Source organism: Streptomyces zhihengii (genome assembly GCF_016919245.1).
GTDB lineage: Bacteria > Actinomycetota > Actinomycetes > Streptomycetales > Streptomycetaceae > Streptomyces > Streptomyces zhihengii.
The window spans coordinates 3,444,220-3,469,763 of the sequence record NZ_JAFEJA010000001.1; the positions used below are offsets into that span (position 1 = coordinate 3,444,220).

Genomic DNA, 25,544 nt, shown 5'->3' on the forward strand with positions numbered 1-25,544 from the left:
TGATAAGCGTCACTAAAATGGAGGCATCCCCTGCGGCGGGAGGCGCCATGAAATTCGTGCAGATCATCGACTACAAGACCGCCGACTTCGACGGCATGAACAGCGTGATGGAGCGGTGGGTCGAGCAGACCAAGGGGAAGCGGACCACCGGCCACGCCGTCACCGGCAAGGACCGCACCGACAGCAGGCACTACGTCGACATCGTGGAGTTCAACTCCTACGAGGAGGCGATGGAGAACTCCCATCTCCCGGAGACGGACAAGATGTTCCAGGAGATGGTGGCGCTCTGCGACGGCATGCCGTCCTTCACCGACCTGGACGTCGTCCGCGAGGAGCAGCTCAACGCGGCGGTCGCGCGGCGCTTCTTCCACGAGGTCGCCGTCGGCGGGAACATGGACGCGATCGGCGAGATGTTCACCGACGACTACACCGACCACGACGTCGCCAACGAGGCCGCCTCCGAGACCGGCACCGAGGTGATCCGGCGGGACGTCACCATGTGGCGCGACGCCTTCGACTTCACCTTCGAGCTGGACCGGCAGGTGTGCGAGGGGGACGACGTGGTGATGCTCTGGACCTGGAGCGGCAAGCACAAGGCCGAGTTCATGGGCATCCCGGCGAGCGGTGACGAGTGCACCATGACGGGCACGACCGTCTTCCGCTTCGAGGGCGGGAAGATCAAGGAAGGCTGGTGGCACTTCGACGTGCTCGGGCTGATGAAACAGCTCGGCGCGGCCTGAGCGCCCCGTCCCCGTCCCGCGCACGGCCCACCCCGGACAGGACCGGGCGGCTCGGCGCGCCCCGGACCGGGAACGCACCGGGCCCCCCGCCCCGCGTGAGCGGGAACAGGGGGCCCGGCACCGGTGCGGGGCGCCGCACCGGCGGTGGATCAGTGGCTGTGGCCGTGTCCGTGACCGGCGTCGGCCTCCTCCTCGGCCGGCTTCTCGACGACCAGGGTCTCGGTCGTGAGCAGCAGGGAGGCGATGGAGGCGGCGTTCTCCAGGGCGGAGCGCGTCACCTTGACGGGGTCGATGACGCCGGCCTTGACCAGGTCGCCGTACTCGCCGGTCGCGGCGTTGAAGCCGTTGCCCTTGTCGAGTTCCGCCACCTTGGAGGTGATGACGTAGCCCTCGAGGCCGGCGTTCTCGGCGATCCAGCGCAGCGGCTCGACCGCGGCGCGGCGGACGACCGCCACACCGGTGGCCTCGTCGCCCTGCTTGCCGAGGTTGTCCTCGAGCACCTTGACGGCGTGGACCAGAGCGGAGCCACCACCGGAGACGATGCCCTCCTCGACCGCGGCGCGGGTCGCGGAGATGGCGTCCTCCAGACGGTGCTTCTTCTCCTTCAGCTCCACCTCGGTGGCGGCGCCGACCTTGATCACGCACACGCCGCCGGCCAGCTTCGCGAGGCGCTCCTGGAGCTTCTCGCGGTCCCAGTCGGAGTCCGTGGACTCGATCTCGGCCTTGATCTGGTTGACACGGCCGGTCACGTCGGCGGAGTCGCCGCCGCCGTCGACGATGGTGGTGTCGTCCTTGGTGACGGTCACGCGGCGGGCGCTGCCCAGCACGTCCAGACCGGCCTGGTCGAGCTTGAGGCCGACCTCCTCGGCGATGACGGTGGCACCGGTGAGGGTGGCCATGTCGCCGAGCATCGCCTTGCGGCGGTCGCCGAAGCCGGGGGCCTTGACGGCCACCGCGTTGAACGTGCCGCGGATCTTGTTCACGACCAGGGTCGACAGGGCCTCGCCCTCGACGTCCTCGGCGATGATCAGCAGCGGCTTGGAGCCACCCGCCTGGATGACCTTCTCCAGCAGCGGCAGCAGGTCCTGGATCGAGGCGATCTTGCCCTGGTGGATCAGGATGTACGGGTCGTCGAGGACGGCCTCCATACGCTCCTGGTCGGTCACCATGTACGGGGACAGGTAGCCCTTGTCGAAGGCCATGCCCTCGGTGAAGTCCAGCTCCAGACCGAAGGTGTTGGACTCCTCGACGGTGATGACACCGTCCTTGCCGACCTTGTCCATCGCCTCGGCGATGAGCTCGCCGACCTGCTGGTCCTGGGCGGACAGCGCGGCGACGGCGGCGATGTCGCTCTTGTCGTCGATGGGACGCGCGGTCGCGAGCAGCTCGTCGGAGACGGCCTTGACGGCGGCGTCGATGCCCTTCTTCAGGGCGGCCGGGGAGGCGCCGGCGGCGACGTTGCGCAGACCCTCGCGGACCAGGGCCTGGGCCAGCACGGTGGCGGTGGTCGTACCGTCACCCGCGATGTCGTTGGTCTTGGTCGCCACCTCCTTCACGAGCTGCGCGCCGAGGTTCTCGTACGGGTCCTCGATCTCGACCTCACGGGCGATCGTGACACCGTCGTTGGTGATGGTGGGAGCGCCGAACTTCTTGTCGATGACGACGTTGCGGCCGCGGGGGCCGATCGTCACCTTGACCGTGTCGGCAAGCTTGTTGACGCCACGCTCGAGGGCGCGACGGGCGTCCTCGTCGAACTTCAGGATCTTCGCCATGGAGCTTCTCAAGTCCTCTCGAAACGAACCGCGCCCCTCGCCGCCCGGCAACTAGCGGGGTGACCAGGGGCGCGGATCGAAGTAAATCGGTGAATTACTTCTCGACGATCGCGAGCACGTCGCGAGCCGAGAGGACGAGGTACTCCTCGCCGCTGTACTTCACTTCGGTGCCGCCGTACTTGCTGTAGAGCACGACATCGCCGACGTTCACGTCGAGCGGAAGACGCTCGCCGTTCTCGAAGCGGCCCGGGCCCACGGCCAGGACGACGCCCTCCTGGGGCTTCTCCTTGGCGGTGTCCGGAATAACCAGGCCAGAGGCCGTGGTCTGCTCGGCGTCGAGCGGCTGGACCACAATGCGGTCCTCGAGCGGCTTGATGGCAACCTTGGAGCTGGCGGTCGTCACGATCCGACCTCCCCCTTCGGAGATCTCACGGGGTTAACTGTCTGAGGTGGCGACCAGGTGGATCCGTCGTCGCGGGTGCCGGACCTGCCCGTCGCTGTGTTGGCACTCTCCAGTGGTGAGTGCCAGGAGCGAGACTATGACCGGGATTAGCACTCGGTCAAGCGGAGTGCCAATCCGGCCGCGCGCGCCGTCCTGATCCCGACCCCGGCGGCCGGCCCCGCGATGGTCCCGCAGCGGCCCCCGCACCCGCCCCGGACAACGCCGTCCCGCCGTCCGGGGTTCCGCGGGCGGGCTCCCGGGCTCAGACGTAGTCCTCCAGCCGGGCGACGGCGTACCCCTTCTCCGTCACGGTCTTCATCACCCGCCGGATCATGTCGGGCATGCTGCCCTTCCAGTCGTCCTTGCCGCGGAAGTGGGTGAGGATGATGTCGCCCGGGTGCAGATCGCGGTCCCACTCCCGCCACTCCATGTGGTCGGGGAACGCCTCGGAGGCCCACAGCGGCACGGCCTCGACGCCGCAGGACTTCGCCACCCGCAGCGTGTCGCCGTTGTAGTTGCCGTACGGCGGGCGGAACAGCCGGGGCCTGGTGCCGTACCGCTTCTGGAGCTTCTCCTGCTGGCCGCAGATCTCCCGCTGCTGCTGGGCGTACGAAAGGCCGGGCAGATAGCGGTGGTTGAGGGTGTGGTTGTGCAGCGCCACCCCGCTGTCGCGCATCTTCGCGAAGTACCCGTAGTCGTCGCCGATGACGTAGTCGCTGAGGAAGGCGCTGTACGGGATCTGGAGTTCGGTCATCATCCGCAGCAGCTCGGGGTCCTTCTCCGCGCCGTCGTCGATCGTCAGGAAGACGATCTTCTCCTTGGTGGGCACGGTGGTGAAGACGGGCGGGAGGTTCTCGCCGCCCTTGACCTCGAAGCCCTTGCGGGTGGTGATCCTCGGCTTCGCCGCCGGGGGCGGGGGCGCGGCGAGCGGCGTCCGCGCGAGACCCCACTTCCGGGCGGCCGCGGCGCGCAGGGCCTGGTTGCGTCTGACCTTCTCCACGTACGCGGCCAGCGCGCCGGACGTGCCGGCGCCCTCCTGCGCCCCCGGACCGCGCCCGGCCTGCGCCTCCGCCGAGGGGCTCGCGGGGCGAGCGCCCCCCGGCCCCTCGGCGGCACAGCCCGCACCGAGGGCGGCGACCACGAGCGCGGCGACGATCACACGGACCCGGCGCGCTCCCACATTTACCTTTTGTCCTACTAGCTGCATGGCGTCGCATCCTGTCAGCGCGACCTCCCCCGGCCCGGCAGACACCGCCTCCCTGCGCGGTCCGTCCCCCGCCTGGCCGACAATGGGCCGGTGAACGACCTCGATCCGCTCGCCGCCTTCTCCGCCCTGCGCACCGAGGAGGGCGCCGCCCTGCTCGCCTCGCTGGCCTCCTACGACCCGGCCGGCGAACTCGCCGTCGCCACCCGGCTGCGCCGCGACCACCCCGCCGCCCTGGTGTCGGCGGCCCTCGGCCAGGCGAGGCTGCGGCAGCGGGCCGCGGCGAAGTTCGGCGCCGAGGACGCCGCGCGGATGTTCTTCACCCCGAACGGCGTCGAGCAGTCCACCCGCCGCCCGGTCGCCGAGTACCGTGCCGCCCGCTTCGCGGCGCTCGGGGTGCGCGGCGTGGCCGATCTCTGCGGCGGCATCGGCGGGGACGCCCTGGCGCTCGCCCGCGCGGGCATCCGGGTGCTGGCCGTCGACCGCGACCCGCTCACCGCCGAGACCGCCCGCGCCAACGCGGCCGCGCTCGGCCTGGACGGCCTGATCGAGGTGCGCTGCGCGGACGTGGCGGACGTCGACGTCTCCGGCTGGGACGCGGTGTTCGTGGACCCGGCACGGCGCGGCGGACGCGGCAGGATCTTCGACCCCGAGGCGTACTCGCCGCCGCTGTCCTGGGCGGTCGGGGCGGCGCGGAGCCGTCCGCACGCCGCGCTGAAGGTGGCGCCCGGCATCCCGCACGAGGCCGTCCCCGAGGGCGCCGAGGCGGAGTGGATCTCCGACGGCGGGGACGTGAAGGAGGCGGTGCTCTGGTTCGGCACGTCCCCGGGCACCGTCCGGGCCACCCTCCTCCCGGGCCCGCACACGCTGACCGGCCGGGGGCTCCCCGACCCCGCCGTCCGCCCGCTCGGCCGCTACCTCTACGAGCCGGACGGGGCCGTCATCCGCTCCCATCTGGTCGCCGAGGCGGCCGAGGAGGTGTCGGGCGGGCTGATCGACGCCTCGATCGCCTACATCACCTCGGACGTGCTGCGGCCGACCCCGTACGCGACCGCGTACGAGATCACCGACCAACTCCCCTTCGGCGTCAAGAAGCTGAAGGCCCTGCTGCGCGAGCGGCGGGTGGGGAACCTGACGGTCAAGAAGCGCGGCTCGGCCGTCGAGCCCGAGGAACTGCGCCGCAAGGTCAAGCCGCAGGGCCCCGAGGCCGCGACGGTGTTCCTCACCCGGGTCGCGGGGGCGCCGGCCATGCTGGTGGGCCGACCGGTCTGAGCCGGCGGGCGGCGGGCGGGCGCCCGGGCCGGGCCGGGCGGGCGCGACTGTGCGGCGGTCAGCGGGCGGGCGGTCCGGCCCGACGGCTGTGCGGCGGTCAGCGGGCCGGCGCGGTGTCCGGGCGGGCGCCGCGCGGCAGCAGGCGCAGGGCCCAGCGGTAGTGGGCCACCGCCTTGGCCGTGCCGATCAGACCGGTGAGCCAGGCGATCATGCCCAGCCCCATCAGCAGCACCACGCCCAGCAGCGTGTCCTCCCCGCGCCGCGCGGTCGCCGGGACCACGAACGACAGCCACAGACCGCAGCCGCACAGCACGAACGACGGCAGCAGCCAGGTCAGTCCGAGCCCCGGGGTCACGTACGCGGCGTCCCGCGGGGGATCGGTGTCCAGCGCGCTCCACGCCCGCAGCCGGCGGCGCACGGTGGCGTCACGCGTCAGCCCGAAGCCGATCAGCAGGCCGGTGGGCACCATGAGGCCGAGGCCCAGCACGGCGAGCACCCCGGCGATCAGCACGCCCAGCGGGTCGACGGCCTCGGCGAAGACGCGCAGCGCCGAGGCGAAGAGCACCCAGCCGGCCGCGAAGCCCCCCGCCAGCGCCCACAGGGAGGCCAGCACGGACACCCCGACGCTCCGCCGGTGCAGTTCGTCCAGCACCCGCGCGCGGTCGGCGAGGAGCGCGTACCGGTGCGGCCACGCACCGGTCCCCTGAGGCGGCGGCAAAGGCGGCAGCGGATCACGGCGGGACATGGGGCGACCCTATCGGCAGCGCTCGCACGGCCGTTCGCCGTCACCGCCCCCGCAGGCGGGCGTCAGGGCCGTCCGGCGCGGGCGCGGTCGGCGCGGTCGAGCAGCAGTTCCCTCTCCCGGGCGTTGCGCGTCATCCCGGCGGCCCGCTCGAACTCGTCGCACGCCTCCTCGTGACGGCCCAGCCGGGCCAGCAGGTCGCCCCGCACGCTGGGCAGCAAGTGGTAGTCCTTCAGGGCCGGTTCGTCCCTCAGGGCGTCCACCAGCGCGAGGCCGGCCGAGGGCCCCTCGGCCATGGAGAGCGCGACCGCGCGGTTCAGCTCGACCACCGGGGACGGGGTGAGCCGCGCCAACTGCGCGTAGAGGGCGGCGATGGTGGCCCAGTCGGTGTCCTCGTAGCGCCCCGCCCGCGCGTGGCAGGCCGCGATCGCCGCCTGGAGCGTGTAGGGCCCGTACGGGCCGCCGCCGGCCCGGTGCAGGGCCTCGACGCCGCGCCGCATCAGCAGGCCGTTCCAGCGCGATCGGTTCTGGTCGGCCAGCAGCACCGGCTCTCCCCCGGGCCCCGTGCGCGCCGGGATGCGGGACGCCTGGAACTCCAGCAGGGCCGCCAGCCCGTGCACCTCCGGCTCGGCGGGCATCAGCCCCTGGAGCACCCTGGCCAGCCGCAGCGCGTCCTCGCAGAGCGCCGGGCGGACGAGGTCGTCGCCGGCGGTCGCCGCGTACCCCTCGTTGAAGACCAGGTAGATGACCTCCAGCACGGATCCCAGCCGCTCGGCCCGGTCGGCCCCGTAGGGCACCTCGAAGGCGACACCGGCCCGGGCGAGACCCCGCTTGGCGCGCACGATGCGCTGGGCGACGGTCGGTTCGGCGGCGAGGAAGGCGCGGGCGATCTCCTCGGTCGTCAGACCGCCGAGAAGCCGGAGCGTCAGCGCGATCCGGGCGTCGGTCGACAGCACCGGGTGGCAGGCCGTGAAGATGAGCCGCAGCAGGTCGTCGTCGATGTCGTCCGGCCCGGCGGGCTCCTCGGGCGGCGGCGCGTCCTCCAGGGTGCGCCCGACCTCGGCGAGCTTGCGCGCGTACGTCTCCCGGCGGCGTACGAGGTCGATCGCGCGGTGCTTGGCGGTGGCCATGAGCCAGGCGCCCGGTCTGTCCGGGACACCCGACTCCGGCCACTGTTCCAGCGCGGCGACGAGAGCGTCCTGCGCGATCTCCTCGGCGATCCCCACGTCCCGCACGACCCGGGTGACACCGGCGATGATCCGCGCGGACTCGATCCGGAAAACCGCCTCGACCGTCTCGGCCGTCTTCTGCGCTCCTGCTGCCGTCACGGCCACCCATCAGAGCAGCCGCCCGGTGCGGGGGCAAACTCAGCCCGCCTGGATCTCCCGGACCTCGCAGGTCACCGACCACTCGGCGGGGTGCACCTCCACGAAGCGGCGGGCCCACTCCACGGCCTCGGCCATGTCCTTGCACTGCATCATGGCGTAGCCGCCGACGACCTCCTTGGTCTCGGTGAAGGGGCCGTCGGTGTACGACACCTTGCCGCCGGACCAGGTCACCCGGGTGGCCTGGGAGGTGGGCATCAGCCCCGCCGTGTCGAGCATGACGCCGGCCTTGGTGATCTCCTCCAGCAGCTTGCCCATCCGGTCGTTGAACTCGTCGGGGAACTCGGCTCCGGCCATCTCGTTCTCGTCGATGCGGACCATCGAAAGGAAGCGCGGCATGGTGACTCCTCCATCGTGTGCGGGCGGGTCCGTTCCCCGCTCTCACCCCTGCGTCGAACGGCGGGCCGCCGGATCGACACGGGCGGCGGAGATTCTCGCCGAGTTTTTTTCCGGCACCCCGGCGGACGCGCGGAAACGGCGCGCCGGAGCCTCTCCGGGAGCGCGCCGGAGCACCTCCGGGGGGACGGGAAGGCCGAACCCGCCGGGCCCCACCGCCCCGCCCCCGGCGGCTCAGCCCAGCGACTCGAAGCGCCAGCGGTGGACCGGCCGGGTGATCATGTCCGCTGCCGGCTCCGGCAGTTCGGGCAGCTCGGCGGCCGTGTCCGGCGCCTCCCACCAGGTGATGACCAGCACCCTGTCCCCGGCCGCCCGCAGCGTCTCGCGGCGCAGGGGCTCACGGGCCAGCTCCCGGGAGCGGGCCCACTCCAGCAGTTCGGGGCCCCGGCCCTCGGCCGCCCGGGCCTCCCACATCAGCGCGACGACCGTCACGAGTACAGGTTCTCCTTGCTGACCTCGTGGACGTGGTCGTGGCCGTGGTGGTGGCTGCCGGGCACATGGGACTCGGTCACCGGCAGCGAGGAGTCCGCCGACAGCTCCCAGTCCGACGCGGGCCGGTTCCTGGCGACCATCTCGGCGCCCAGGGCGGCCACCATCGCGCCGTTGTCGGTGCACAGCTTCGGTCGCGGCACCCGCAGCCGGATGCCGGCCCGTTCGCACCGCTCCTGGGCGAGCGCGCGCAGCCGGGAGTTGGCCGCCACGCCGCCGCCGATCATCAGATGGTCGACGCCCTCGTCCTTGCAGGCGCGCACCGCCTTGCGGGTCAGCACGTCGACGACCGCCTCCTGGAAGGAGGCCGCCACGTCCCGGACGGGGACGTCCTCGCCCGCCGCCCGCTTCGCCTCGATCCAGCGCGCCACGGCCGTCTTCAGACCGGAGAAGGAGAAGTCGTACGCCGGGTCCTTCGCCCCGCTCAGGCCGCGCGGGAACGCGATGGCGCGCGGGTCGCCCTCCCTGGCGAGCCGGTCGATCACCGGACCGCCGGGGAAGCCGAGGTCCAGCACCCGGGCGATCTTGTCGAACGCCTCGCCGGCCGCGTCGTCGATCGTCGCGCCCATGGGGCGGACGTCGGCCGTGATGTCCGGGGCGAGCAGCAGCGAGGAGTGGCCGCCGGAGACCAGCAGGGCCATCGTCGGCTCCGGCAGCGGGCCGTGCTCCAGCTGGTCCACGCAGATGTGCGAGGCGAGGTGGTTGACGCCGTAGAGCGGCTTGCCGAGGGCGTACGCGTACGCCTTGGCCGCCGAGACGCCGACAAGCAGCGCGCCCGCGAGACCGGGCCCCGCCGTGACCGCGATGCCGTCGAGGTCGCGGGCGGAGACGCCGGCCTCCTTCAGCGCGCGCTCGATCGTCGGGACCATCGCCTCCAGGTGGGCGCGCGAGGCGATCTCCGGCACCACTCCACCGAAGCGGGCGTGGGTGTCGACGCTGGAGGCGATGGCGTCGGCGAGCAGCGTCGTACCGCGGACGATGCCGACGCCGGTCTCGTCGCAGGAGGTCTCGATGCCGAGTACAAGCGGTTCGTCAGCCATCAGTGGTCTCTGTTCCTTGTACGGTCAGTCGCATGACGAGGGCGTCGATGTTGCCGGGCTGGTAGTAGCCGCGGCGGAAGCCGATGGGCTCGAAGCCGAAGCGTTCGTAGAGCTTCTGGGCCCGGGTGTTGTCCACGCGCACTTCGAGCAGGACCTCTTCGCACTCGAAGGCGGTGGCGTGCTGGAGCAGGTCGGTCAGCAGCCGGGCGCCGAGCCCGGTGCCCCACTGGCCGCGCTCCACGGCGATGGTCTGGACGTCGCCCAGCCCGCCGGCCGCCGCGAGGCCCGCGTAGCCGACGATCCGGCCCCCCTCCTCCGCCACCAGGTAGCGCCGGGTGGCCCGGGGGCCGCGCGCGTGGGCGAGCTCGGACCAGAACATCCCCGGCGACCAGGCGTCCTCCGGGAACAGCTCGTGCTCCAGCTCCAGCACCGGCTCCAGGTCCCACCAGCGCATCTCGCGCAGGACGGCGGCGCTCACTTGGGGGTGACCACCTTGTAGTTCTTGGGGACCTGCGCGTCGGGGCGGCGCAGGTACAGCGGCAGCGCGGGCAGGAACGGGGCGCCGGAGCGCAGCCGTTCGGCGGCGAGCGCCGCGAGCGCCGCCGCACTGACGTGCTCGGGGCCGCGGGCGTCCGGGAACGTACCGGGGTAGAGCACCGCACCGGCGCCCACCGCCGGCAGGCCGGCGACCTGCTCGGCGATGTCGTCCGGGCGGTCGACGGCGGCCTCGGTCACGCGGGTGCGGGCGTCGTCGTACCGGGCCCAGTAGACCTCCTTGCGGCGCGCGTCGGTGGCCACCACGAAGGGGCCGTCGATGCCGGAGGCGTAGGCGAGTCCGTCCAGCGTGCACACCCCGTGCACGGGGATCCCCAGCGCCGAGGCGAAGGTCGTCGCCGTCACCAGGCCGACGCGCAAGCCGGTGTACGGCCCGGGGCCGACGCCGACGACGAGGCCGGTGACGGCGTCGGGCTTCACCCCGGCCTCGGCGAGGACGCGGTCGACGGCGGGCAGCAGCAGCTCCCCGTGCCGGCGGGCGTCCACCCGGCTGGACTCGGCGACGACGGACGTGCCGTCGTGGAGCGCGGCGGTGACGGCGGGAGTGGCGGTATCCATGGCGAGCAAGAGCACGCAAACAGCCTACGGCTCCCGGCGGAGGGGCACGGTGCCCGTCGAACGGGACGGCTGCTGCTAACGTCACCACGACCGGGATACGACCGGCACAGGGATGGACACGGAAGCGAAGGGTGGGCACGGTGGCACGCAGCAGCTCGGGACTCGTGGCCGGGCTCACGGCGGCCGCGCTGGCGGGCGTCGTGTTCCTCGCCTACCAGGCGTCGGCGAACATGCCCGACAACCTGGCCGCCCCCGGTTCGCAGAGCCCCGCCCCGTCCGCCAGCGCCTCCGGCAGCCCGGAGGCCAAGCCGGCCGACCCGCTCGCCGTGCCGGCCGACTCGGGCACCGGTGCGCGGGTGGTCTACGCGCTCGCCGACCGGCGGGTCTGGCTGGTGGACGACAAGGGCGAGCCGCGCACCTTCACCGTCATGCCGTCGACCGTCGACCCGAAGCCCGGCACGTACGCGGTCACCTCGCGTTCCGGCAAGGTAGCCGGGTCGGACGGCACCCCGATCGAGCACGTGGTGCGCTTCGCGACCGTCGGCGGGGTCTCCATCGGCTTCAGCGCGGCGGTGGACGGCTCGATGGCCAGCCCGGACCCGTCCAAGAAGACGGGCGGGGTCCGGATGAAGCGGGCCGACGGGGACGCCATGTGGAAGTTCGCCGCGATCGGCGCGCGGGTCGTCGTCGTCCCGTAGGGCCCGGTGATCCGCCCCGGGGCGCCGCGGGCACCCGTACGGGGACGGCTGTACGAATCGAACGCGCCGGCTAGGCGGCGTCCCGCCGCGGGGCGCTCCCGCCGTGCCGCGTCCCCTCGCGGGGCACCGCGCGCGGCGGTGTCGACACGGCGCTCGCCGCGGCGCACGACGCCAGCAGATCGCGCATGGACAGCGGAGCGGGCGACGCGGAGGACGCCGCGGACGGGGACGGCTGTCGGGTCTGCGCGGACTCTGCCGCGCGCTCGGATGCCGGCATGGACGCCTCCTGGGGGCTCCGGGGGCCGCCTTGGTTAGGTGAACCTAACCAGCTCTCCGCACCATGTCATCACGCGTGAGGCGGCCCGCGCAACATTTTCCCGACGTCTTGTCGGAACATACGGCGCGGCCGTCCGCTTCACGCCACCGGGTGCTCCGGATCAGGCCGTCGCCGCTTCACGCCACCGGGTGCTCCGGATCAGGCCGTCGCCGACTCCAGGTCCACGCCGGACCACCGCGCCCCGTGGCCGCGGAGCGTCACCTCGCGGTGGTCGTCGTCCGTGTCGCCCGCCGTCCGGTGGATCAGCACGTGCAGACGGTCGTCGGTCAGGTCCTCCACCTTGCCGTCGCCCCACTCGACCACCACCACCGACTCCGGCAGCGACACGTCGAGGTCGAGGTCCTCCATCTCGTCGAGGCCCCCGCCCAGCCGGTAGGCGTCGACGTGGACCAGCGCGGGGCCGCCCGTCAGCGACGGGTGGACCCGGGCGATCACGAACGTCGGGGAGGTGACGGCGCCGCGCACCCCGAGCCCCTCGCCCAGACCGCGCGTCAGGGTCGTCTTGCCGGCGCCCAGTTCGCCGGTCAGCATCACGAGGTCGCCGGGGCGCAGCAGCTTGGCGACGGAGCGCCCGAGGTCCCGCATCCGCTCCGGCGATTCGACGGAGAGACGGGCGGAGCGGACGGCCGGTTCAGCTCCCGGGCTGTGCAGTGCTTCCATACGTGCCAACGTTAGCCGCTGCCGGTACGGCTCCCGCCCGCACCAGCAGGTCCGCCAGCCGGTCGGTGACGGCCTCCGGATGCTCCAGCATCACCAGGTGGCCGCCGTCCGGGACGATGACCAGCTCGGCCTCCGGCAGCAGGTCCGCGATCGCCTCGCTGTGCGTGGTCGGCGTCACCAGGTCCTTGTCGCCCGCGAGGACGAGCACGGGGAGACCGGCGAAGACCGGCAGCGCGGCGGACTTGTCGTGCTCGGTGAACGCCGGGTAGAACTCGGCGACCACGTCGATCGGCGTCGACTCGATCAGCCGTTCCGCGAAGCGGGCGACGGCCGGGTCCACGTCCTTCGAGGAGAACGAGTACCGCTTGATCAGCCCGGCGAAGAGGTCCGCCGTCGCCCGGCGCCCCCGCTCCACCAGTTCCGCCTGGGAGCCGAGCGCCCGCAGCACCCCGGGCAGCACCCGGCGCACCACGTTGACGCCCGCCACCGGCAGCCCGTAGTTGACCTCGCCGAGACGGCCGGCGGAGGTCCCGACGAAGGCCGCGGCGGCCACCCGCTCGCGCACCAGCCCGGGGAACTGCGCGCCCAGCGCCATCATCGTCATGCCGCCCATCGAGTGGCCGACCAGCACCAGCGGGCCCTCGGGCGCCGCCGCGTCGATCACGGCCTTCAGGTCCCGGCCGAGCTGGTCGATGGTGACCGGCACGCCGTCCGGGCCCGCCTGCGAGGCACCGCGGGCCGAGCGGCCGTGGCTGCGCTGGTCCCAGAAGACCGTGCGCACCAGGCCGCGCAGGGCCGCCCGCTGGAAGTGCCAGGAGTCCTGGCCGAGGCAGTAGCCGTGGCTGAACACCACGGTGACCGGGGCGGGCGCCTTGCGGCCGAACAGCCGCCGCCGGCGCGGCGCGGCCACCTGCGGGTCGACGTCCTCGACCTCGTAGTGGAGCTCGGTGCCGTCGTCGGCGACCGCCGTGCCGGGGACGCCGCGCAGCGATCCGTAGGGGCCGGTGGCGTCGAGGGCGAGCCGGGCCTTCTTCCGCATGCCCCGGCCCACGGTGAGCCGCTCCAGCGCCACACCGGCGGCCGCGCCGGCGGCGATGACGCCTATGGCCGTGCCGGCGACGCCTCCCGCCCTGCGCCAGGCGCCCGTCGCCGCCGCGGCGGCCGCGACGGCGTCCCCCGTGCTGGTCTCGCTCACCGTGCCTCTCCTACTCGTCGACGGCGGCCGGCCGCCCGGGCGCCGGGTCGTGGGGCTGCTCGTGGAGATGGACGCGCGGGACCCGCGCCCCGATCCGGGTGACGATCTCGTAAGCGATCGTCCCCGCGGCCTGCGCCCAGTCCTCCGCCGTCGGCTCGCCGCGGTCGCCCGGGCCGAAGAGCAGCGCCTCGGCCCCCTCGTCGACCGTCTGCCCGCCGAGGTCGACCACGAACTGGTCCATCGCCACCCGGCCGGCCACCCGGCGCCACTCGCCGCCGACCAGGACCGGGCCCCGGCCGGACGCGTGCCGGGGGATGCCGTCGGCGTAGCCGAGCGGGACCAGTCCGAGGGTCGTCTCCCCGCCGGTGACGTAGTGGTGCCCGTAGCTGACCCCGTGGCCCGCGGGCACGTGCTTGACCAGGGCGACGGACGCGGCGAGCGTCATCACCGGACGCAGCCCGAGCTCGGCCGGGGTGCCCAGCTCGGGCGCCGGGGAGACGCCGTACATCGCGATGCCCGTCCGCACGAGGTCGAAGTGGGACTCCGGCAGGGTCAGCGTGGCCGGGGAGTTGGCGATGTGCCGCACCTCCGGCTCCACACCGGCCTTCTCGGCGTGGTCGACCATGTCCCGGAAGAGGTGGAGCTGCCGGTCGATCGAGGGGTGCCCCGGCTCGTCGGCGCAGGCGAAGTGGGACCACAGACCCGTGACGGTGACCAGGCCCTCGTCCTCGGCCGCACGGGCGGCGGCGACCAGGGCGGGCCAGTCGGCGGGCTGGCAGCCGTTGCGGCCGAGCCCGGTGTCGGCCTTGAGCTGGATCCGGGCGGGGCGGCCCGCCTCCCGGGCCGCCGCGGTGACCTCGCGCAGCGCCCACATACCGCTGACGGCCATGTCGAGGTCGGCCTCGATGCCCGCGCGCCACGGGTCGCCCGGGGTCCACAGCCAGCACATGATCCGGCCGCCGACACCGGCGGCGCGCAGCGCGAGCGCCTCCTGGGGGGTCGCCGTGCCGAGCCAGGCGGCACCGGCGTCGAGTGCGGCCCTGGCGCAGGGCACCATGCCGTGGCCGTACGCGTCCGACTTCACCACGGCCATCAGCGCGGAGTGCGGCGCACGGGCCCGCAGCGCACGGACGTTGGCGCGCAGGGCGGCGAGGTCGATCTCGGCACGGGCGCGTGGCGGTGCGGGGTGCGGCGGCGGTGTCTGGCTCATCGCGGCAAGTCTCTCAGAAGCCGCCGCCCGCCCCCGCCCGCCCGGCACCGCACACCCGCCGCGGCGTGCGGCGGAACGCCCGGACCGCGCCCCGCACGGCCCCCGCGCGGCGCGGCCGGGGCCTCGCGCGGGGCGGGTTCCCCCGGCCGCGGGTTCGGCGTGGCGTCCACCCGGGCGGGCGGACCGGCGCGGTGAGTCGCGAGGCGCGGCAAAAGGGCCCGGTCGCAGACCCCGCGCGGCGCGGCGCCCGCCCGGGCGGACGGGACCGGCGCGGCCGAGAAATCGCGAGGCACCCGCGCCCGCCCAACAGCCGGGGCGGCGCGTGTTCCCCCGGCCGCAGGTTCGGCGCGGCACCCACCCCGGGCGGGCGGACCGGCACGGTGAGTCGCGAGGCGCGGCAAAAGGGCCCGGCGTGGCGCGACAGGGGCCGATAATCGGCGCGGCTGCCGCGAGCCCGGCCCGGCGCGGCCGAGGACTCGCGCGGCGTGGGCGTGCACCCGGGCGGAAAGGCCCGGCGCGGCCCGAGAGCTCGCGGCCCGTGGCGCTCCCCCACCCGCGCGCCCGGCCCGGCGCGGCCGAGGACTCGCGCGGCGTGGCGCCCACCCGGGCGGACGGGACCGGCGTGGCGCGGGCCGGAAAGGCGGTATCCGGGAGGGACGCGGCAGCCCCCGGTGTCCGCGTGGTGGGACCGCTCAGGGCTCCCCGGGGGTTCCGTCGCCCGGATCGCGGACGTCGTGCCAGGCGGCCGGGAGCGTCGCGGCCACGTCGTAGGCGGTGAGGGGGACGCCCCGGGCGGCGGCCAGCCGGGCCGCGAGGCCGTGCAGATAGGCGGCGGCCGATCCCGCGTCGCGGGCGTCCAGACCGGCGGCGAGCAGGGAACCGGCCAGGCCCGAGAGGACGTCGCCGCTGCCGGCGGTCGCCAGCCAGGGGGTCCCCATCGGGTTGGCCCGCACCGGCGTGCCGCCGTCCGGGCCGGCGACCAGCGTGGTGGAGCCCTTGAGCAGCACCGTCGCCCCGTGGCGGGCGGACAGCTCGCGCACACTGGTGAGCCGGGCGGCCTCCACCTCCTCGCGGGCCACGCCGAGCAGCGCGGCGGCCTCCCCCGCGTGCGGGGTCAGCAGCGTGGGCGCGGCCCGGCCGCGCAGGTCCCCGGCGTCCAGCAGGCGCAGCCCGTCCGCGTCGACGAGGACGGGCACGTCGGTGGCGAGGACCTCGCGCACGGCGTCGGCGTTCTCGCCGATGCCGGGCCCGACCACCCATGCCTGGACCCGGCCCGCCTTCCCGGGCGGCCCGGCGCTGACCAGGCACTCGGGGAAGCGGGCGATCACCGCGTCGGCGGCCGGGCCCACGTACCGCACGGCCCCGGCGCCGCCCCGCAGCGCGCCGGCCACGGCCAGCACGGCCGCCCCCGGGTAGCGCGCGGAACCGGCGACGACGCCGACGACACCCCGCCGGTACTTGTCGCTCTCGGCCGCCGGGAGCGGCAGCATCCGGGCGACGTCGGCGTGCTGGAGCGCCTCCAGACCGGCGACGGAGGGCAGTTCGTCCCCGATGCCGATGTCCACCAGCCGCACGGCTCCGGCGTACTCCCGGGCCGGGTCCACCAGCAGGCCCGGCTTGTACGTGCCGAAGGTGACCGTCAGATCCGCCCGCAGCGCCTCGCCCAGGACCTCCCCGGTGTCCGCCTCGACCCCGCTCGGCAGGTCGACGGCGACGACGACGGCGTCGGACCCGCGGGCGGCACGGGCCACCGGCACCGCGTCCGGGCGCAGTCCGCCGCGGCCGCCGATGCCGGTGATGCCGTCGAGCACGAGATCGGCGGCGGCCAGCGGCTCGAACGGGTCGTCGGCGACCCGGCCGCCCGCGGCGAACAGGGCCGCCAGGCCCGCCCGGTGGGTCCGCCCGGGGGCGAGCAGCACGGCGGCGACCCCGGCGCCGCGCCGCGCCAGCCGGGCGCCGGCGAAGAGGGTGTCGCCGCCGTTGGCCCCGCTGCCGACGAGCAGCACCACCCGGGCCCCGTACACCCTGCCCAGCAGCCCGGCGCAGGCGGCGGCCAGTCCGGCGGCGGCCCGCTGCATGAGAACGCCCTCCGGCAGCCGGGCCATCACCCGTTCCTCGGCGTGCCGGACCGCTTCGACGCTGTACGCACTACGCATGCCCCCGAGTCTGCCCCAGCCGGACGCCGTCGACGCGGCGTCCCGCCCCGGCACGTCGGGGGGGCGCCGACGTGGTGCGAGGGCCCCGGGTCCTTGGTCCGGGTCCGAACGCCCGACGTGCGGCGCGGCCCCAGGGCGTATTGCGAGAGTCCCTCCTGGCCCGCGACGCCTGGCACGCCCTCCCCCAGCTACCGCTGGGAGGTACCCCCATGCCGCGTTGTCGGAGTCATCCGAGTACGCCCGGTACGAGGATGATCCTCCGCCTTGCGATCGCACGCACCAGACGCCGCAGGCCCCGCCCTTCGGGCGGACGGAGCTGCTCTCGCAACACGCCCTAGCCCTCCGCGATCACCACCGCGGACGCCACCCCCGCGTCATGACTGAGCGACACGTGCCAGGTGCGCACGCCCAGTTCGGTCGCCCGCGCCAGGACCGTGCCGCGGACCCGGAGGCGGGGGCGGCCGGAGTCCTCGACGTAGACCTCGGCGTCCGTCCAGAGCAGCCCGCCCGGGGCGCCGAGCGCCTTGGCCAGGGCCTCCTTCGCGGCGAACCGGGCCGCGAGGGAGGCGTTGCCCCGGCGTTCCCCGCTCGGCAGCAGCAGCTCGTGCTCGACGAACAGCCGCCGGGCCATGGCCGGTGTGCGCCGGAGCGACTCGGCGAACCGGTCGATCTCCGCCACGTCGATCCCCACCCCGATGATCATCAGCCGGTCTCCCCCGCCCTTCCCGCGCGCGTCGCCGCGCTCATTCCACCGTCACCGACTTCGCCAGGTTCCTCGGCTGGTCGACCTCGTTGCCCCGGGCCGTCGCCAGCTCGCAGGCGAACACCTGGAGGGGCACCGTGGCCACCATCGGCTGGAGCAGCGTCGGGGTCGCCGGGATCCGGATGAGGTGATCCGCGTACGGGACGACCGCCTCGTCGCCCTCCTCGGCGATCACGATGGTGCGCGCCCCGCGGGCCCGGATCTCCTGGATGTTGGAGACGATCTTGTCGTGCAGCACGGACCGGCCGCGCGGCGACGGCACGACCACCACCACCGGCAGGTCCTCCTCGATCAGCGCGATCGGACCGTGCTTGAGCTCACCGGCCGCGAAGCCCTCCGCGTGCATGTAGGCCAGCTCCTTGAGCTTCAGCGCGCCCTCCAGGGCGACCGGGTAGCCCACATGGCGGCCCAGGAAGAGCACCGTGTTCTTGTGTGCCAGCGAGCGCGCCAGCTCCCGCACCGGCTCCATCGTCTCCAGCACCCGCTCCACCGCGCCGGAGATCTGCGCCAGGTCGCGGATCACCGCCCGGATCTCGTCGCCCCACTTGGTGCCGCGCACCTGCCCCAGGTACAGCGCGACCAGGTAGCAGGCGACGACCTGCGTCAGGAACGCCTTGGTCGAGGCGACGGCGACCTCCGGTCCGGCGTGGGTGTAGAGCACCGCGTCGGACTCGCGGGGGATCGTCGAGCCGTTGGTGTTGCAGATCGCGAGGACCCGCGCGCCCTGCTCCCGGGCGTGCCGGAGCGCCATCAGCGTGTCCATGGTCTCGCCGGACTGCGAGATCGCGACGACCAGCGTGCGGTGGTCGAGGATCGGGTCCCGGTAGCGGAACTCGCTCGCCAGCTCCACCTCGCACGGGATCCGGGTCCAGTGCTCGATCGCGTACTTGGCGATCAGCCCGGCGTGGAAGGCGGTGCCGCAGGCGACGACGACGATCTTGTCGGCCTCGCGCAGCACGTTCGCCGGGATGCGGATCTCGTCGAGGCGCAGCGCCCCCGAGGCGTCGATACGGCCCAGGAGGGTGTCGGCGACGGCCTTCGGCTGCTCGGCGATCTCCTTGAGCATGAAGTAGTCGTAGCCGCCCTTCTCGGCGGCCGAGGCGTCCCAGTCCACGTGGTAGGCCCGCACGTCGGCGGGCTCCCCGTCGAAGCCGGTGACGCTCACCCCGTCCCGCCGGAGCTCCACGACCTGGTCCTGGCCCAGTTCCACGGCGGAGCGGGTGTGGGCGATGAAGGCGGCCACGTCCGAGGCGAGGAAGTACTCGCCCTCCCCCACCCCGACCACCAGCGGGGAGTTGCGCCGGGCGCCGACGACCACGTCGGGCTCGTCCGCGTGCACGGCCACCAGGGTGAAGGCGCCCTCCAGCTGCCGGCACACCATGCGCATCGACTCGGCGAGGTCGCCCGCCGAGGAGAACGCCTCGGCCAGCAGATGGGCGACCACCTCGGTGTCCGTCTCGGAGGCCAGGTCGTGGCCGCGTTCGGCCAGCTCGGCCCGCAGGGCGGCGAAGTTCTCGATGATCCCGTTGTGGACGACGGCGACGCGCCCGGCGTTGTCCAGATGGGGGTGGGCGTTGACGTCCGTGGGCCCGCCGTGGGTGGCCCACCGGGTGTGCCCGACGGCGGTGGAGCCGGCCGGCAGCGGCCGTTCCGTCAGCTCCTTCTCCAGGTTGACGAGCTTGCCCGCCTTCTTCGCCGCGGCGAGTCCCCCGTCGGCGAGGACCGCCACACCCGCCGAGTCGTATCCGCGGTACTCCAGCCGCTTCAGACCGGCGACGACCACATCAAGCGCCGACTGCCCGCCGACGTAACCCACGATTCCGCACATGTCGGCAGCCTACGGCTCGGGGCCCGGCACGGCACCGAGACGGACCGGGCCCCGGGGCTCAGACCTTGGCGCGGTACGCCCGCATCGCCAGCGGGCAGAACACCGCGGCGATCCCCACGGCCCACACCAGCGACCACATCACCGGCTCCGCCACCGGACCGCCGACGAGCAGCCCCCGGTAGGCGTCCGACAGATGGGTGACCGGGTTGACGTCGCTCCAGGCCTGGAGCCAGCCCGGCATCGTGTCCACGATGACGAACGCGCTGCTGGTGAAGGTGATCGGGAAGATCAGGGTGAAGGCGAACGCCTGCACCTTCTCCGCGTCGCCCGCGAGCATCCCGATGAGCACCGCCGTCCAGGAGACGGCCGCCGCGAAGACGATCAGCAGCACGGCGCCGAGCAGGAACCCGCCGAAGCCGCCGGTGATCCGGAAGCCCATCAGCAGCCCGATGCCGATCATGAGCAGCATCGCCCACACGTGCTTGGCGAGGTCCGCCGTGATCCGCCCGATGAGCGGCGCGGAGCGGGCGATGGGCAGGCTGCGCAGCCGGTCGAAGACGCCCTTCGTCAGGTCCGTGTTGAGCGCCATCGCCGTGTACACCGTCATGAAGAGGGTGTTCTGCACGATGATCCCGGGCAGCGCGTACTCCAGATAGGCGTCGGTCGAACCGGCCATCTGCCCGCCCAGCACATACGTGAAGAGGAAGACGAACATGATCGGCGTGACGGAGTAGTCCACCAGCTCCAGCGGGTTGTGCTTGACCGCCACCAGGCTGCGCCACGCCATCGTCAGCGTCTGCCCGGCCCACGCCAGCGGCCGCACGCGGCCGGAGCCCGTGAGCGGTGCGGTGACCGCCGCGCCGGTCATCGCGAACCCACCGCCTCCGCCTGCCCGGCGGCGCCCCCGTCGCCGGCCGGGTCCGCGCCGTCCGCGCCGTCGGTGCCGCCGGGCTCGGCCCGGTGTCCGGTGAGGGCGAGGAAGACCTCGTCGAGCGAGGAGCGCCGCAGCGCGAGTTCGCCGACCGCGATGCCCTCGGCGTCGAGGCCGCGGACCACCGCGGGCATCAGCTCCGGGTCGTTCACCGGGGCGGTGACCGCGTCGCCCTCGATCCGGGTGCCGGGCCCGGCAGCGCGGGCGACCAGCGCGTGCGCGGCGGCGAGGTCGCCGGGGGCGAGCGGGCGGACCTCCAGCACCTGGCCGCCCACCTCGTTCTTCAGCCGGTCGGGCGTGCCCTGGGCGATCACCCGGCCCCGGTCGATGACCACGATGTCGTCGGCGAGCACATCGGCCTCGTTCAGGTACTGGGTGGTGAGCAGGGCGGTGGTGCCCTCGGCGACCAGGGCGCGCAGCATGTCCCACAGCTCGCCGCGGCTGTGCGGGTCGAGCCCGGTGGTGGGCTCGTCCAGGAAGAGGATGCTGGGCCGCCCGACCAGGCTGGCCGCGAGATCGAGGCGTCTGCGCATACCGCCGGAGTACGTCTTCGCCGCCCGCCCCGCGGCGTCCGACAGCCCGAACCGGGCCAGCAGCTCCCGGGCGCGCGCCCGGGCGTCCGGCCTGGTCATACCGAGCAGACGGCCGATGAGCAGCAGGTTCTCGGTGCCGGTGAGGTTCTCGTCGACGGCCGCGTACTGGCCGGTCAGGCCGATGAGGGAGCGCACCGCGCCCGCTTGGGCGACCACGTCGTGGCCGGCCACCGTGGCGCGGCCGCCGTCGGGCGGCAGCAGGGTGGCGAAGATCCGCACGGCCGTCGTCTTGCCCGCCCCGTTCGGACCGAGCAGGCCGAGCACCGAACCCGTCCGGGCCGCCAGATCCACCCCCGCCAGGGCCTCGGTGCCTCGGAACCGCTTGACCAGGCCCTCCGCCTGGATCGCGTACGTCATGGGATTCCCCTCGTGACCTCGCGCTGTCGCGGACGTCGCGGGTCGGCGCCCACCTCTTCCCCCACTGTGACGCACGCCACGGACATTCCGCCCGGTCCCGGTCCGCGACGGGCCCCGGGACGCACCGGCGTGATCCAGCCCACCCCCCACAACCGGGGCCCAGCCCCGACAATGGGCCCTGTGATCTCTTCGCCGCCACGAAGCGCCCACCGCCGGGCAGAGCCTCCGTCGACCCCCTACGTCGACCTCACCCGCGCGGAGTGGAGCGCCCTGCGCGAGAAAACGCCGCTGCCGCTGACCGCCGAGGAGGTCGAACGGCTCCGGGGTCTGGGCGACGTCATCGACCTCGACGAGGTCCGGGACGTGTACCTGCCGCTGTCCCGGCTGCTGAACCTGTACGTGCAGGCCACGGCCGAGCTGCGGGGCGCCCTCAACACCTTCCTCGGCGACGCGGGCAACGGCCACGGCGCCCAGCGGGGGACGCCGTTCGTCATAGGGGTGGCCGGCTCCGTGGCCGTCGGCAAGTCCACCGTGGCCCGGCTGCTCCAGGCGCTGCTCGCCCGCTGGCCGGAGCACCCGCGGGTCGAGCTGGTCACCACCGACGGCTTCCTGCTGCCCATGAAGGAGCTCGCCGACCGCGGCCTCATGTCGCGCAAGGGGTTCCCGGAGTCGTACGACCGCCGGGCGCTGACCCGGTTCGTCGCGGACATCAAGGCGGGCAAGGACGAGGTCACCGCGCCCGTCTACTCCCACCTGATCTACGACATCGTCCCCGACGAGCGGCTGACCGTCCGCAGACCCGACATCCTGATCGTCGAGGGGCTCAACGTCCTCCAGCCCGCGCTGCCCGGCAAGGACGGGCGCACCCGGGTCGGGCTCGCCGACTACTTCGACTTCAGCGTGTACGTCGACGCGCGGCCCGAGGACATCGAGACCTGGTACCTGAACCGTTTCCGCAAGCTGCGCGAGACGGCGTTCCAGAACCCGTTCTCCTACTTCCGCAAGTACACCCAGGTCTCCGAGGAGGAGGCCCTGGACTACGCCCGGACCATGTGGCGCACCATCAACAAGCCCAACCTGCTGGAGAACGTGGCCCCCACCCGGGGACGCGCCACACTGGTGCTGCGCAAGGGGCCCGACCACAAGGTCCAGCGGCTGTCGCTGCGCAAGCTCTAGGGGGACCCCGCGTGCTGCACCTGCGAGTGATCACACCGGCCGACCGCACGGCCGAGGTGACCGGCCTGCTGGAGAGGACCGTCGGCACGGCCCACCTGGTGGTCCTGGAAGGGGCCGCCCGCGATCCGCGCGGCGACCTCGTGCTGTGCGACGTCGCCCGGGAGGCCGGCGACGCGGTCCTGTCCGAGCTGCGGGCCATGGGGATCGACAAGTCCGGCTCGGTGTCCGTGGACGAGATCGGGCTGTCCCTGTCCGCGCGCGCCGACCGGGCGGAGAAGGAGGCGCCGGGGGAGGCCGCCGACGCGGTGCTGTGGGAGCAGCTCTCGGACGCCACGCACGAGGAGTCGACGCTCAGCGTCACCTATCTGGCGTTCCTGATGCTGGCGACGATGATCGCCGCCTGCGGCGTCGTCCTGGACAACGCGATCCTCATCGTCGGCGCGATGGCCGTCGGCCCGGAGTTCGGGCCGCTGGCCGGGATCTGCACGGCCCTGGTGCGGCGGACACCGCGCCTGGCCTGGCGCTCCGTGATCGCCCTGATCGCCGGCTTCGCGGCCGCGATGCTGGTGACCGTGGGCTTCAGCCTGCTGATGGACGCGCTCGGCCTGTTCACGGACGAGCAGGTGGAGGGCGACCGGCCCAACACCCGCTTCATCTACGACCCGGACGCCTTCTCCTTCGTCGTCGCGGCCCTCGCGGGCACGGCCGGCATGCTCTCGCTGACGTCGGCCAAGTCGGGCGCCCTGGTCGGCGTGGCCATCTCGGTGACGACCGTCCCGGCCGCGGCCAACGCCGCCGTCGCCTTCAGCTACCGCGAGTACGCGCAGGCCTGGGGCTCGACCGAGCAGCTCCTGCTGAACCTCGCGGGCATCGTGCTCGCCGGCACGGCGACCCTGCTGGTGCAGAAGGCGCTATGGCGCCGCAGCCGGCGCCGGGCGCAGCGCACCGGCTGATTCCGCGGACCGTACGTACGAGGGCGCCCCCGGACCGTGGTCCGGGGGCGCCCTCGTACGTACGGATCGGGTCAGCCCAGCGAGGACTTGACGACGTCGGCCAGCCGGCCGGCGACGCTCTTCGCCTGCTCCAGGTCGGGGGCCTCGACCATCACGCGCACCAGCGGCTCGGTGCCCGAGGAGCGCAGCAGCACCCGGCCGGTGGCGCCGAGCTCGCGCTCGGCCTCGGTCACGGCCTGGGACAGCTCCTTGGAGGTGGTCACCCGGGACTTGTCGACGTCGCGGACGTTGACGAGCACCTGCGGCAGCCGCTCCATCACACCGGCCAGCTCCGCGAGCGAGCGGCCGGTCGCGGCGAGACGGGCCGCGAGCATCAGACCGGTCAGCGTGCCGTCACCGGTGGTGGCGTGGTCGAGGACGATGACGTGGCCGGACTGCTCGCCGCCGAGCGCGTAGCCCTTCTCCTTCATCGCCTCCAGCACGTAGCGGTCGCCGACCGCGGTCTGCACCAGCTCGACGCCCTCGCGCTCCATCGCCAGCTTGAAGCCGAGGTTCGACATGACGGTGGCCACCACGGTGTCGCCGCGCAGGGTGCCCGCCTCGCGCATCGCGAGGGCGAGCACGGCGAGGATCTGGTCGCCGTCGACCTCCTCGCCCGCCGCGTCCACGGCCAGGCAGCGGTCCGCGTCGCCGTCGTGCGCGATGCCGAGGTGGGCACCGTGCTCGACGACGGCGGCCTTGAGCAGGCCGAGGTGGGTCGATCCGCAGCCGTCGTTGATGTTGAGGCCGTCCGGCTCGGCGCCGATGGTCACGACCTCGGCACCGGCGCGGGTGAACGCCTCGGGCGACACGCGGGACGCGGCGCCGTGCGCCTCGTCCAGCACGATCTTCAGACCGTCGAGCCGGTTCGGGAGGACGGCGACGAGGTGGGCGACGTACTTGTCGAAGCCCTCGTCGTACTCCTTGACCCGGCCGACCCCGGCGCCGGTCGGGCGCTCCCAGGGCTCACCGGTGCGGTGCTGCTCGTAGACCTGCTCGATGCGGTCCTCCAGCTCGTCGGCGAGCTTGTGCCCGCCGCGGGCGAAGAACTTGATGCCGTTGTCCGGCATGGCGTTGTGGCTGGCGGAGAGCATCACACCGAGGTCGGCGCCGAGCGCACCGGTGAGATACGCCACCGCGGGGGTGGGCAGCACACCGACGCGCAGCACGTCGACTCCGGCACTCGCCAGACCGGCCACCACGGCGGCCTCCAGGAACTCTCCGGACGCACGGGGGTCACGGCCCACCACAGCGGTCGGGCGATGGCCGGCGAAGGAACCCGCCTCGGCCAGCACGTGCGCCGCCGCGACCGACAGCCCGAGCGCGAGCTCGGCCGTGAGATCGGCGTTGGCCACACCGCGTACGCCGTCCGTTCCGAAGAGTCGTCCCACTGGTGTTCCTCCGAGAAGCTGATTGCTCGAACTCTTGCACGCCCGAGGTCGTCGGGAGTCGATAAACGAACGCCCCGGCAGCAACGAGTGCCGCCGGGGCGAACGAAAAGCCGTACAGAAGCCGTGTCGGCTCGTACAGCCGGCGCGATTAGCGCTTGCTGTACTGCGGGGCCTTACGGGCCTTCTTGAGACCGGCCTTCTTGCGCTCGACCGCACGGTCGTCGCGGGAGAGGAAGCCGGCCTTCTTCAGCGGGCCGCGGTTGTTGTCCACGTCCGCCTCGTTCAGGGCGCGGGCCACACCGAGGCGCAGGGCACCGGCCTGGCCGGAGACGCCGCCACCCGAGATGCGGGCGATGACGTCGTAGCGGTCGTCGAGCTCGAGCACCTTGAAGGGCTCGTTGACTTCCTGCTGGTGCACCTTGTTGGGGAAGTAGTCCTCAAGGGTGCGGCCGTTGATCTTCCACTTGCCGGAGCCCGGAACGATCCGGACGCGGGCGATGGCGTTCTTGCGACGGCCCAGGCCGGCGGCCGGCTGCGGGTCGCCGAAGCGGGAAGCCAGGGACTCGGAGGTGTACTCGCCCTCGACCGGAACCTCGGTCTCGGTGGTGTACTGCTCGACGTCAACCTCTTCGAGCGGGGTCTCGGCGGTGGTCTCAGCCACG

Annotated in this window: 26 protein-coding genes; 5 read left to right on the forward strand and 21 right to left on the reverse strand. The window is 73.6% G+C overall.

Annotated elements, in window-relative coordinates:
• Positions 1-47 precede the first annotated feature (47 nt).
• On the forward strand, positions 48-740 hold the full coding sequence (locus tag JE024_RS14245; protein ID WP_205373955.1) for an ester cyclase: 693 nt from the start codon (positions 48-50) through the stop codon (positions 738-740).
• 149 nt (positions 741-889) lie between these two features.
• Here JE024_RS14245 and groL read toward each other — a convergent pair whose 3' ends face one another.
• The 3 genes from groL to JE024_RS14260 form a co-directional block, all read right to left on the reverse strand.
• The gene (gene groL / locus JE024_RS14250) at positions 890-2,512 is read right to left on the reverse strand and encodes a chaperonin GroEL (protein ID WP_205373956.1); all 1,623 of its coding nucleotides are present in this window, start codon (positions 2,510-2,512) and stop codon (positions 890-892) included.
• Between the two features lie 94 nt (positions 2,513-2,606).
• On the reverse strand, positions 2,607-2,915 hold the full coding sequence (gene groES, locus JE024_RS14255; RefSeq protein WP_147987721.1) for a co-chaperone GroES: 309 nt from the start codon (positions 2,913-2,915) through the stop codon (positions 2,607-2,609).
• A 301-nt stretch (positions 2,916-3,216) separates the two neighbouring features.
• Complete coding sequence (locus JE024_RS14260) at positions 3,217-4,161, reverse strand: polysaccharide deacetylase family protein (RefSeq protein ID WP_205373957.1); 945 nt, start codon at positions 4,159-4,161, stop codon at positions 3,217-3,219.
• A gap of 90 nt (positions 4,162-4,251) precedes the next feature.
• Between JE024_RS14260 and JE024_RS14265 the strand changes: the two genes are divergently transcribed.
• Positions 4,252-5,430 carry a THUMP-like domain-containing protein gene (locus JE024_RS14265; protein ID WP_244882853.1) on the forward strand — a complete coding sequence of 393 codons (1,179 nt, stop codon included), beginning with the start codon at positions 4,252-4,254 and terminating at the stop codon, positions 5,428-5,430.
• Between the two features lie 97 nt (positions 5,431-5,527).
• On the opposite strand, the gene JE024_RS14270 is transcribed toward JE024_RS14265, so the two are convergent.
• From JE024_RS14270 to tsaB, 7 genes are all read right to left on the reverse strand, one after another.
• Positions 5,528-6,175, reverse strand: a complete 648-nt coding sequence (locus tag JE024_RS14270; protein ID WP_205373958.1) for a hypothetical protein — start codon at positions 6,173-6,175, stop codon at positions 5,528-5,530.
• Between the two features lie 62 nt (positions 6,176-6,237).
• Positions 6,238-7,506, reverse strand: coding sequence for an RNA polymerase sigma factor (locus tag JE024_RS14275; RefSeq protein WP_205373959.1), 1,269 nt, complete (start codon positions 7,504-7,506; stop codon positions 6,238-6,240).
• Between the two features lie 33 nt (positions 7,507-7,539).
• Positions 7,540-7,896, reverse strand: a complete 357-nt coding sequence (locus JE024_RS14280; RefSeq protein ID WP_205373960.1) for a YciI family protein — start codon at positions 7,894-7,896, stop codon at positions 7,540-7,542.
• A 231-nt stretch (positions 7,897-8,127) separates the two neighbouring features.
• Complete coding sequence (locus JE024_RS14285) at positions 8,128-8,385, reverse strand: hypothetical protein (protein ID WP_205373961.1); 258 nt, start codon at positions 8,383-8,385, stop codon at positions 8,128-8,130.
• Entirely contained in the window at positions 8,382-9,482 is a 1,101-nt protein-coding gene (tsaD, locus tag JE024_RS14290; protein WP_205373962.1) for a tRNA (adenosine(37)-N6)-threonylcarbamoyltransferase complex transferase subunit TsaD, read from the reverse strand. Before tsaD ends, JE024_RS14285 begins: the two co-directional genes overlap by 4 nt.
• On the reverse strand, positions 9,475-9,960 hold the full coding sequence (gene rimI / locus JE024_RS14295; RefSeq protein ID WP_205373963.1) for a ribosomal protein S18-alanine N-acetyltransferase: 486 nt from the start codon (positions 9,958-9,960) through the stop codon (positions 9,475-9,477). The genes tsaD and rimI overlap by 8 nt, the downstream gene beginning before the upstream one ends.
• Positions 9,957-10,610 (reverse strand): tRNA (adenosine(37)-N6)-threonylcarbamoyltransferase complex dimerization subunit type 1 TsaB, encoded by a 654-nt coding sequence (gene tsaB / locus JE024_RS14300; RefSeq protein WP_205373964.1) that lies wholly within the window; start codon positions 10,608-10,610, stop codon positions 9,957-9,959. Before tsaB ends, rimI begins: the two co-directional genes overlap by 4 nt.
• Before the next feature lie 125 nt (positions 10,611-10,735).
• Here tsaB and JE024_RS14305 point away from each other — a divergent pair, with 125 nt between their 5' ends.
• Complete coding sequence (locus tag JE024_RS14305) at positions 10,736-11,293, forward strand: L,D-transpeptidase (protein ID WP_205373965.1); 558 nt, start codon at positions 10,736-10,738, stop codon at positions 11,291-11,293.
• A gap of 70 nt (positions 11,294-11,363) precedes the next feature.
• Here the strand turns inward: JE024_RS14305 and JE024_RS14310 are convergent, their stop codons facing one another.
• The 9 genes from JE024_RS14310 to JE024_RS14350 form a co-directional block, all read right to left on the reverse strand.
• On the reverse strand, positions 11,364-11,570 hold the full coding sequence (locus tag JE024_RS14310; protein ID WP_205373966.1) for a hypothetical protein: 207 nt from the start codon (positions 11,568-11,570) through the stop codon (positions 11,364-11,366).
• 198 nt (positions 11,571-11,768) lie between these two features.
• A complete protein-coding gene (tsaE, locus tag JE024_RS14315) occupies positions 11,769-12,290 on the reverse strand; it encodes a tRNA (adenosine(37)-N6)-threonylcarbamoyltransferase complex ATPase subunit type 1 TsaE (RefSeq protein WP_205373967.1) in 522 nt (173 codons plus the stop codon).
• Positions 12,262-13,485 carry an alpha/beta fold hydrolase gene (locus JE024_RS14320; RefSeq protein WP_205373968.1) on the reverse strand — a complete coding sequence of 408 codons (1,224 nt, stop codon included), beginning with the start codon at positions 13,483-13,485 and terminating at the stop codon, positions 12,262-12,264. The genes tsaE and JE024_RS14320 overlap by 29 nt, the downstream gene beginning before the upstream one ends.
• 10 nt (positions 13,486-13,495) lie before the next feature.
• Positions 13,496-14,695 carry an alanine racemase gene (alr, locus tag JE024_RS14325; RefSeq protein WP_205373969.1) on the reverse strand — a complete coding sequence of 400 codons (1,200 nt, stop codon included), beginning with the start codon at positions 14,693-14,695 and terminating at the stop codon, positions 13,496-13,498.
• A 692-nt stretch (positions 14,696-15,387) separates the two neighbouring features.
• On the reverse strand, positions 15,388-16,851 hold the full coding sequence (locus JE024_RS14330; RefSeq protein WP_205373970.1) for an NAD(P)H-hydrate dehydratase: 1,464 nt from the start codon (positions 16,849-16,851) through the stop codon (positions 15,388-15,390).
• Positions 16,852-17,185: 334 nt separating this feature from the next.
• The gene (locus JE024_RS14335) at positions 17,186-17,554 is read right to left on the reverse strand and encodes a holo-ACP synthase (protein ID WP_205373971.1); all 369 of its coding nucleotides are present in this window, start codon (positions 17,552-17,554) and stop codon (positions 17,186-17,188) included.
• Between the two features lie 40 nt (positions 17,555-17,594).
• Positions 17,595-19,442, reverse strand: a complete 1,848-nt coding sequence (glmS, locus tag JE024_RS14340) for a glutamine--fructose-6-phosphate transaminase (isomerizing) (RefSeq protein WP_205373972.1) — start codon at positions 19,440-19,442, stop codon at positions 17,595-17,597.
• Between the two features lie 58 nt (positions 19,443-19,500).
• Positions 19,501-20,310 carry an ABC transporter permease gene (locus JE024_RS14345; RefSeq protein ID WP_205373973.1) on the reverse strand — a complete coding sequence of 270 codons (810 nt, stop codon included), beginning with the start codon at positions 20,308-20,310 and terminating at the stop codon, positions 19,501-19,503.
• Positions 20,307-21,323: an ATP-binding cassette domain-containing protein gene (locus JE024_RS14350; protein ID WP_205373974.1), complete on the reverse strand. Its 1,017-nt coding sequence runs from the start codon at positions 21,321-21,323 to the stop codon at positions 20,307-20,309. Before JE024_RS14350 ends, JE024_RS14345 begins: the two co-directional genes overlap by 4 nt.
• A gap of 180 nt (positions 21,324-21,503) precedes the next feature.
• Between JE024_RS14350 and coaA the strand changes: the two genes are divergently transcribed.
• Both coaA and JE024_RS14360 read left to right on the forward strand, forming a co-directional pair.
• On the forward strand, positions 21,504-22,499 hold the full coding sequence (gene coaA / locus JE024_RS14355) for a type I pantothenate kinase (RefSeq protein WP_205373975.1): 996 nt from the start codon (positions 21,504-21,506) through the stop codon (positions 22,497-22,499).
• 11 nt (positions 22,500-22,510) lie between these two features.
• On the forward strand, positions 22,511-23,452 hold the full coding sequence (locus JE024_RS14360) for a DUF389 domain-containing protein (RefSeq protein WP_205373976.1): 942 nt from the start codon (positions 22,511-22,513) through the stop codon (positions 23,450-23,452).
• Positions 23,453-23,523: 71 nt separating this feature from the next.
• On the opposite strand, the gene glmM is transcribed toward JE024_RS14360, so the two are convergent.
• Both glmM and rpsI read right to left on the reverse strand, forming a co-directional pair.
• Positions 23,524-24,882 carry a phosphoglucosamine mutase gene (gene glmM, locus JE024_RS14365; protein ID WP_205373977.1) on the reverse strand — a complete coding sequence of 453 codons (1,359 nt, stop codon included), beginning with the start codon at positions 24,880-24,882 and terminating at the stop codon, positions 23,524-23,526.
• 148 nt (positions 24,883-25,030) lie between these two features.
• Complete coding sequence (gene rpsI / locus JE024_RS14370; protein ID WP_205373978.1) at positions 25,031-25,543, reverse strand: 30S ribosomal protein S9; 513 nt, start codon at positions 25,541-25,543, stop codon at positions 25,031-25,033.
• Position 25,544 lies beyond the last annotated feature (1 nt).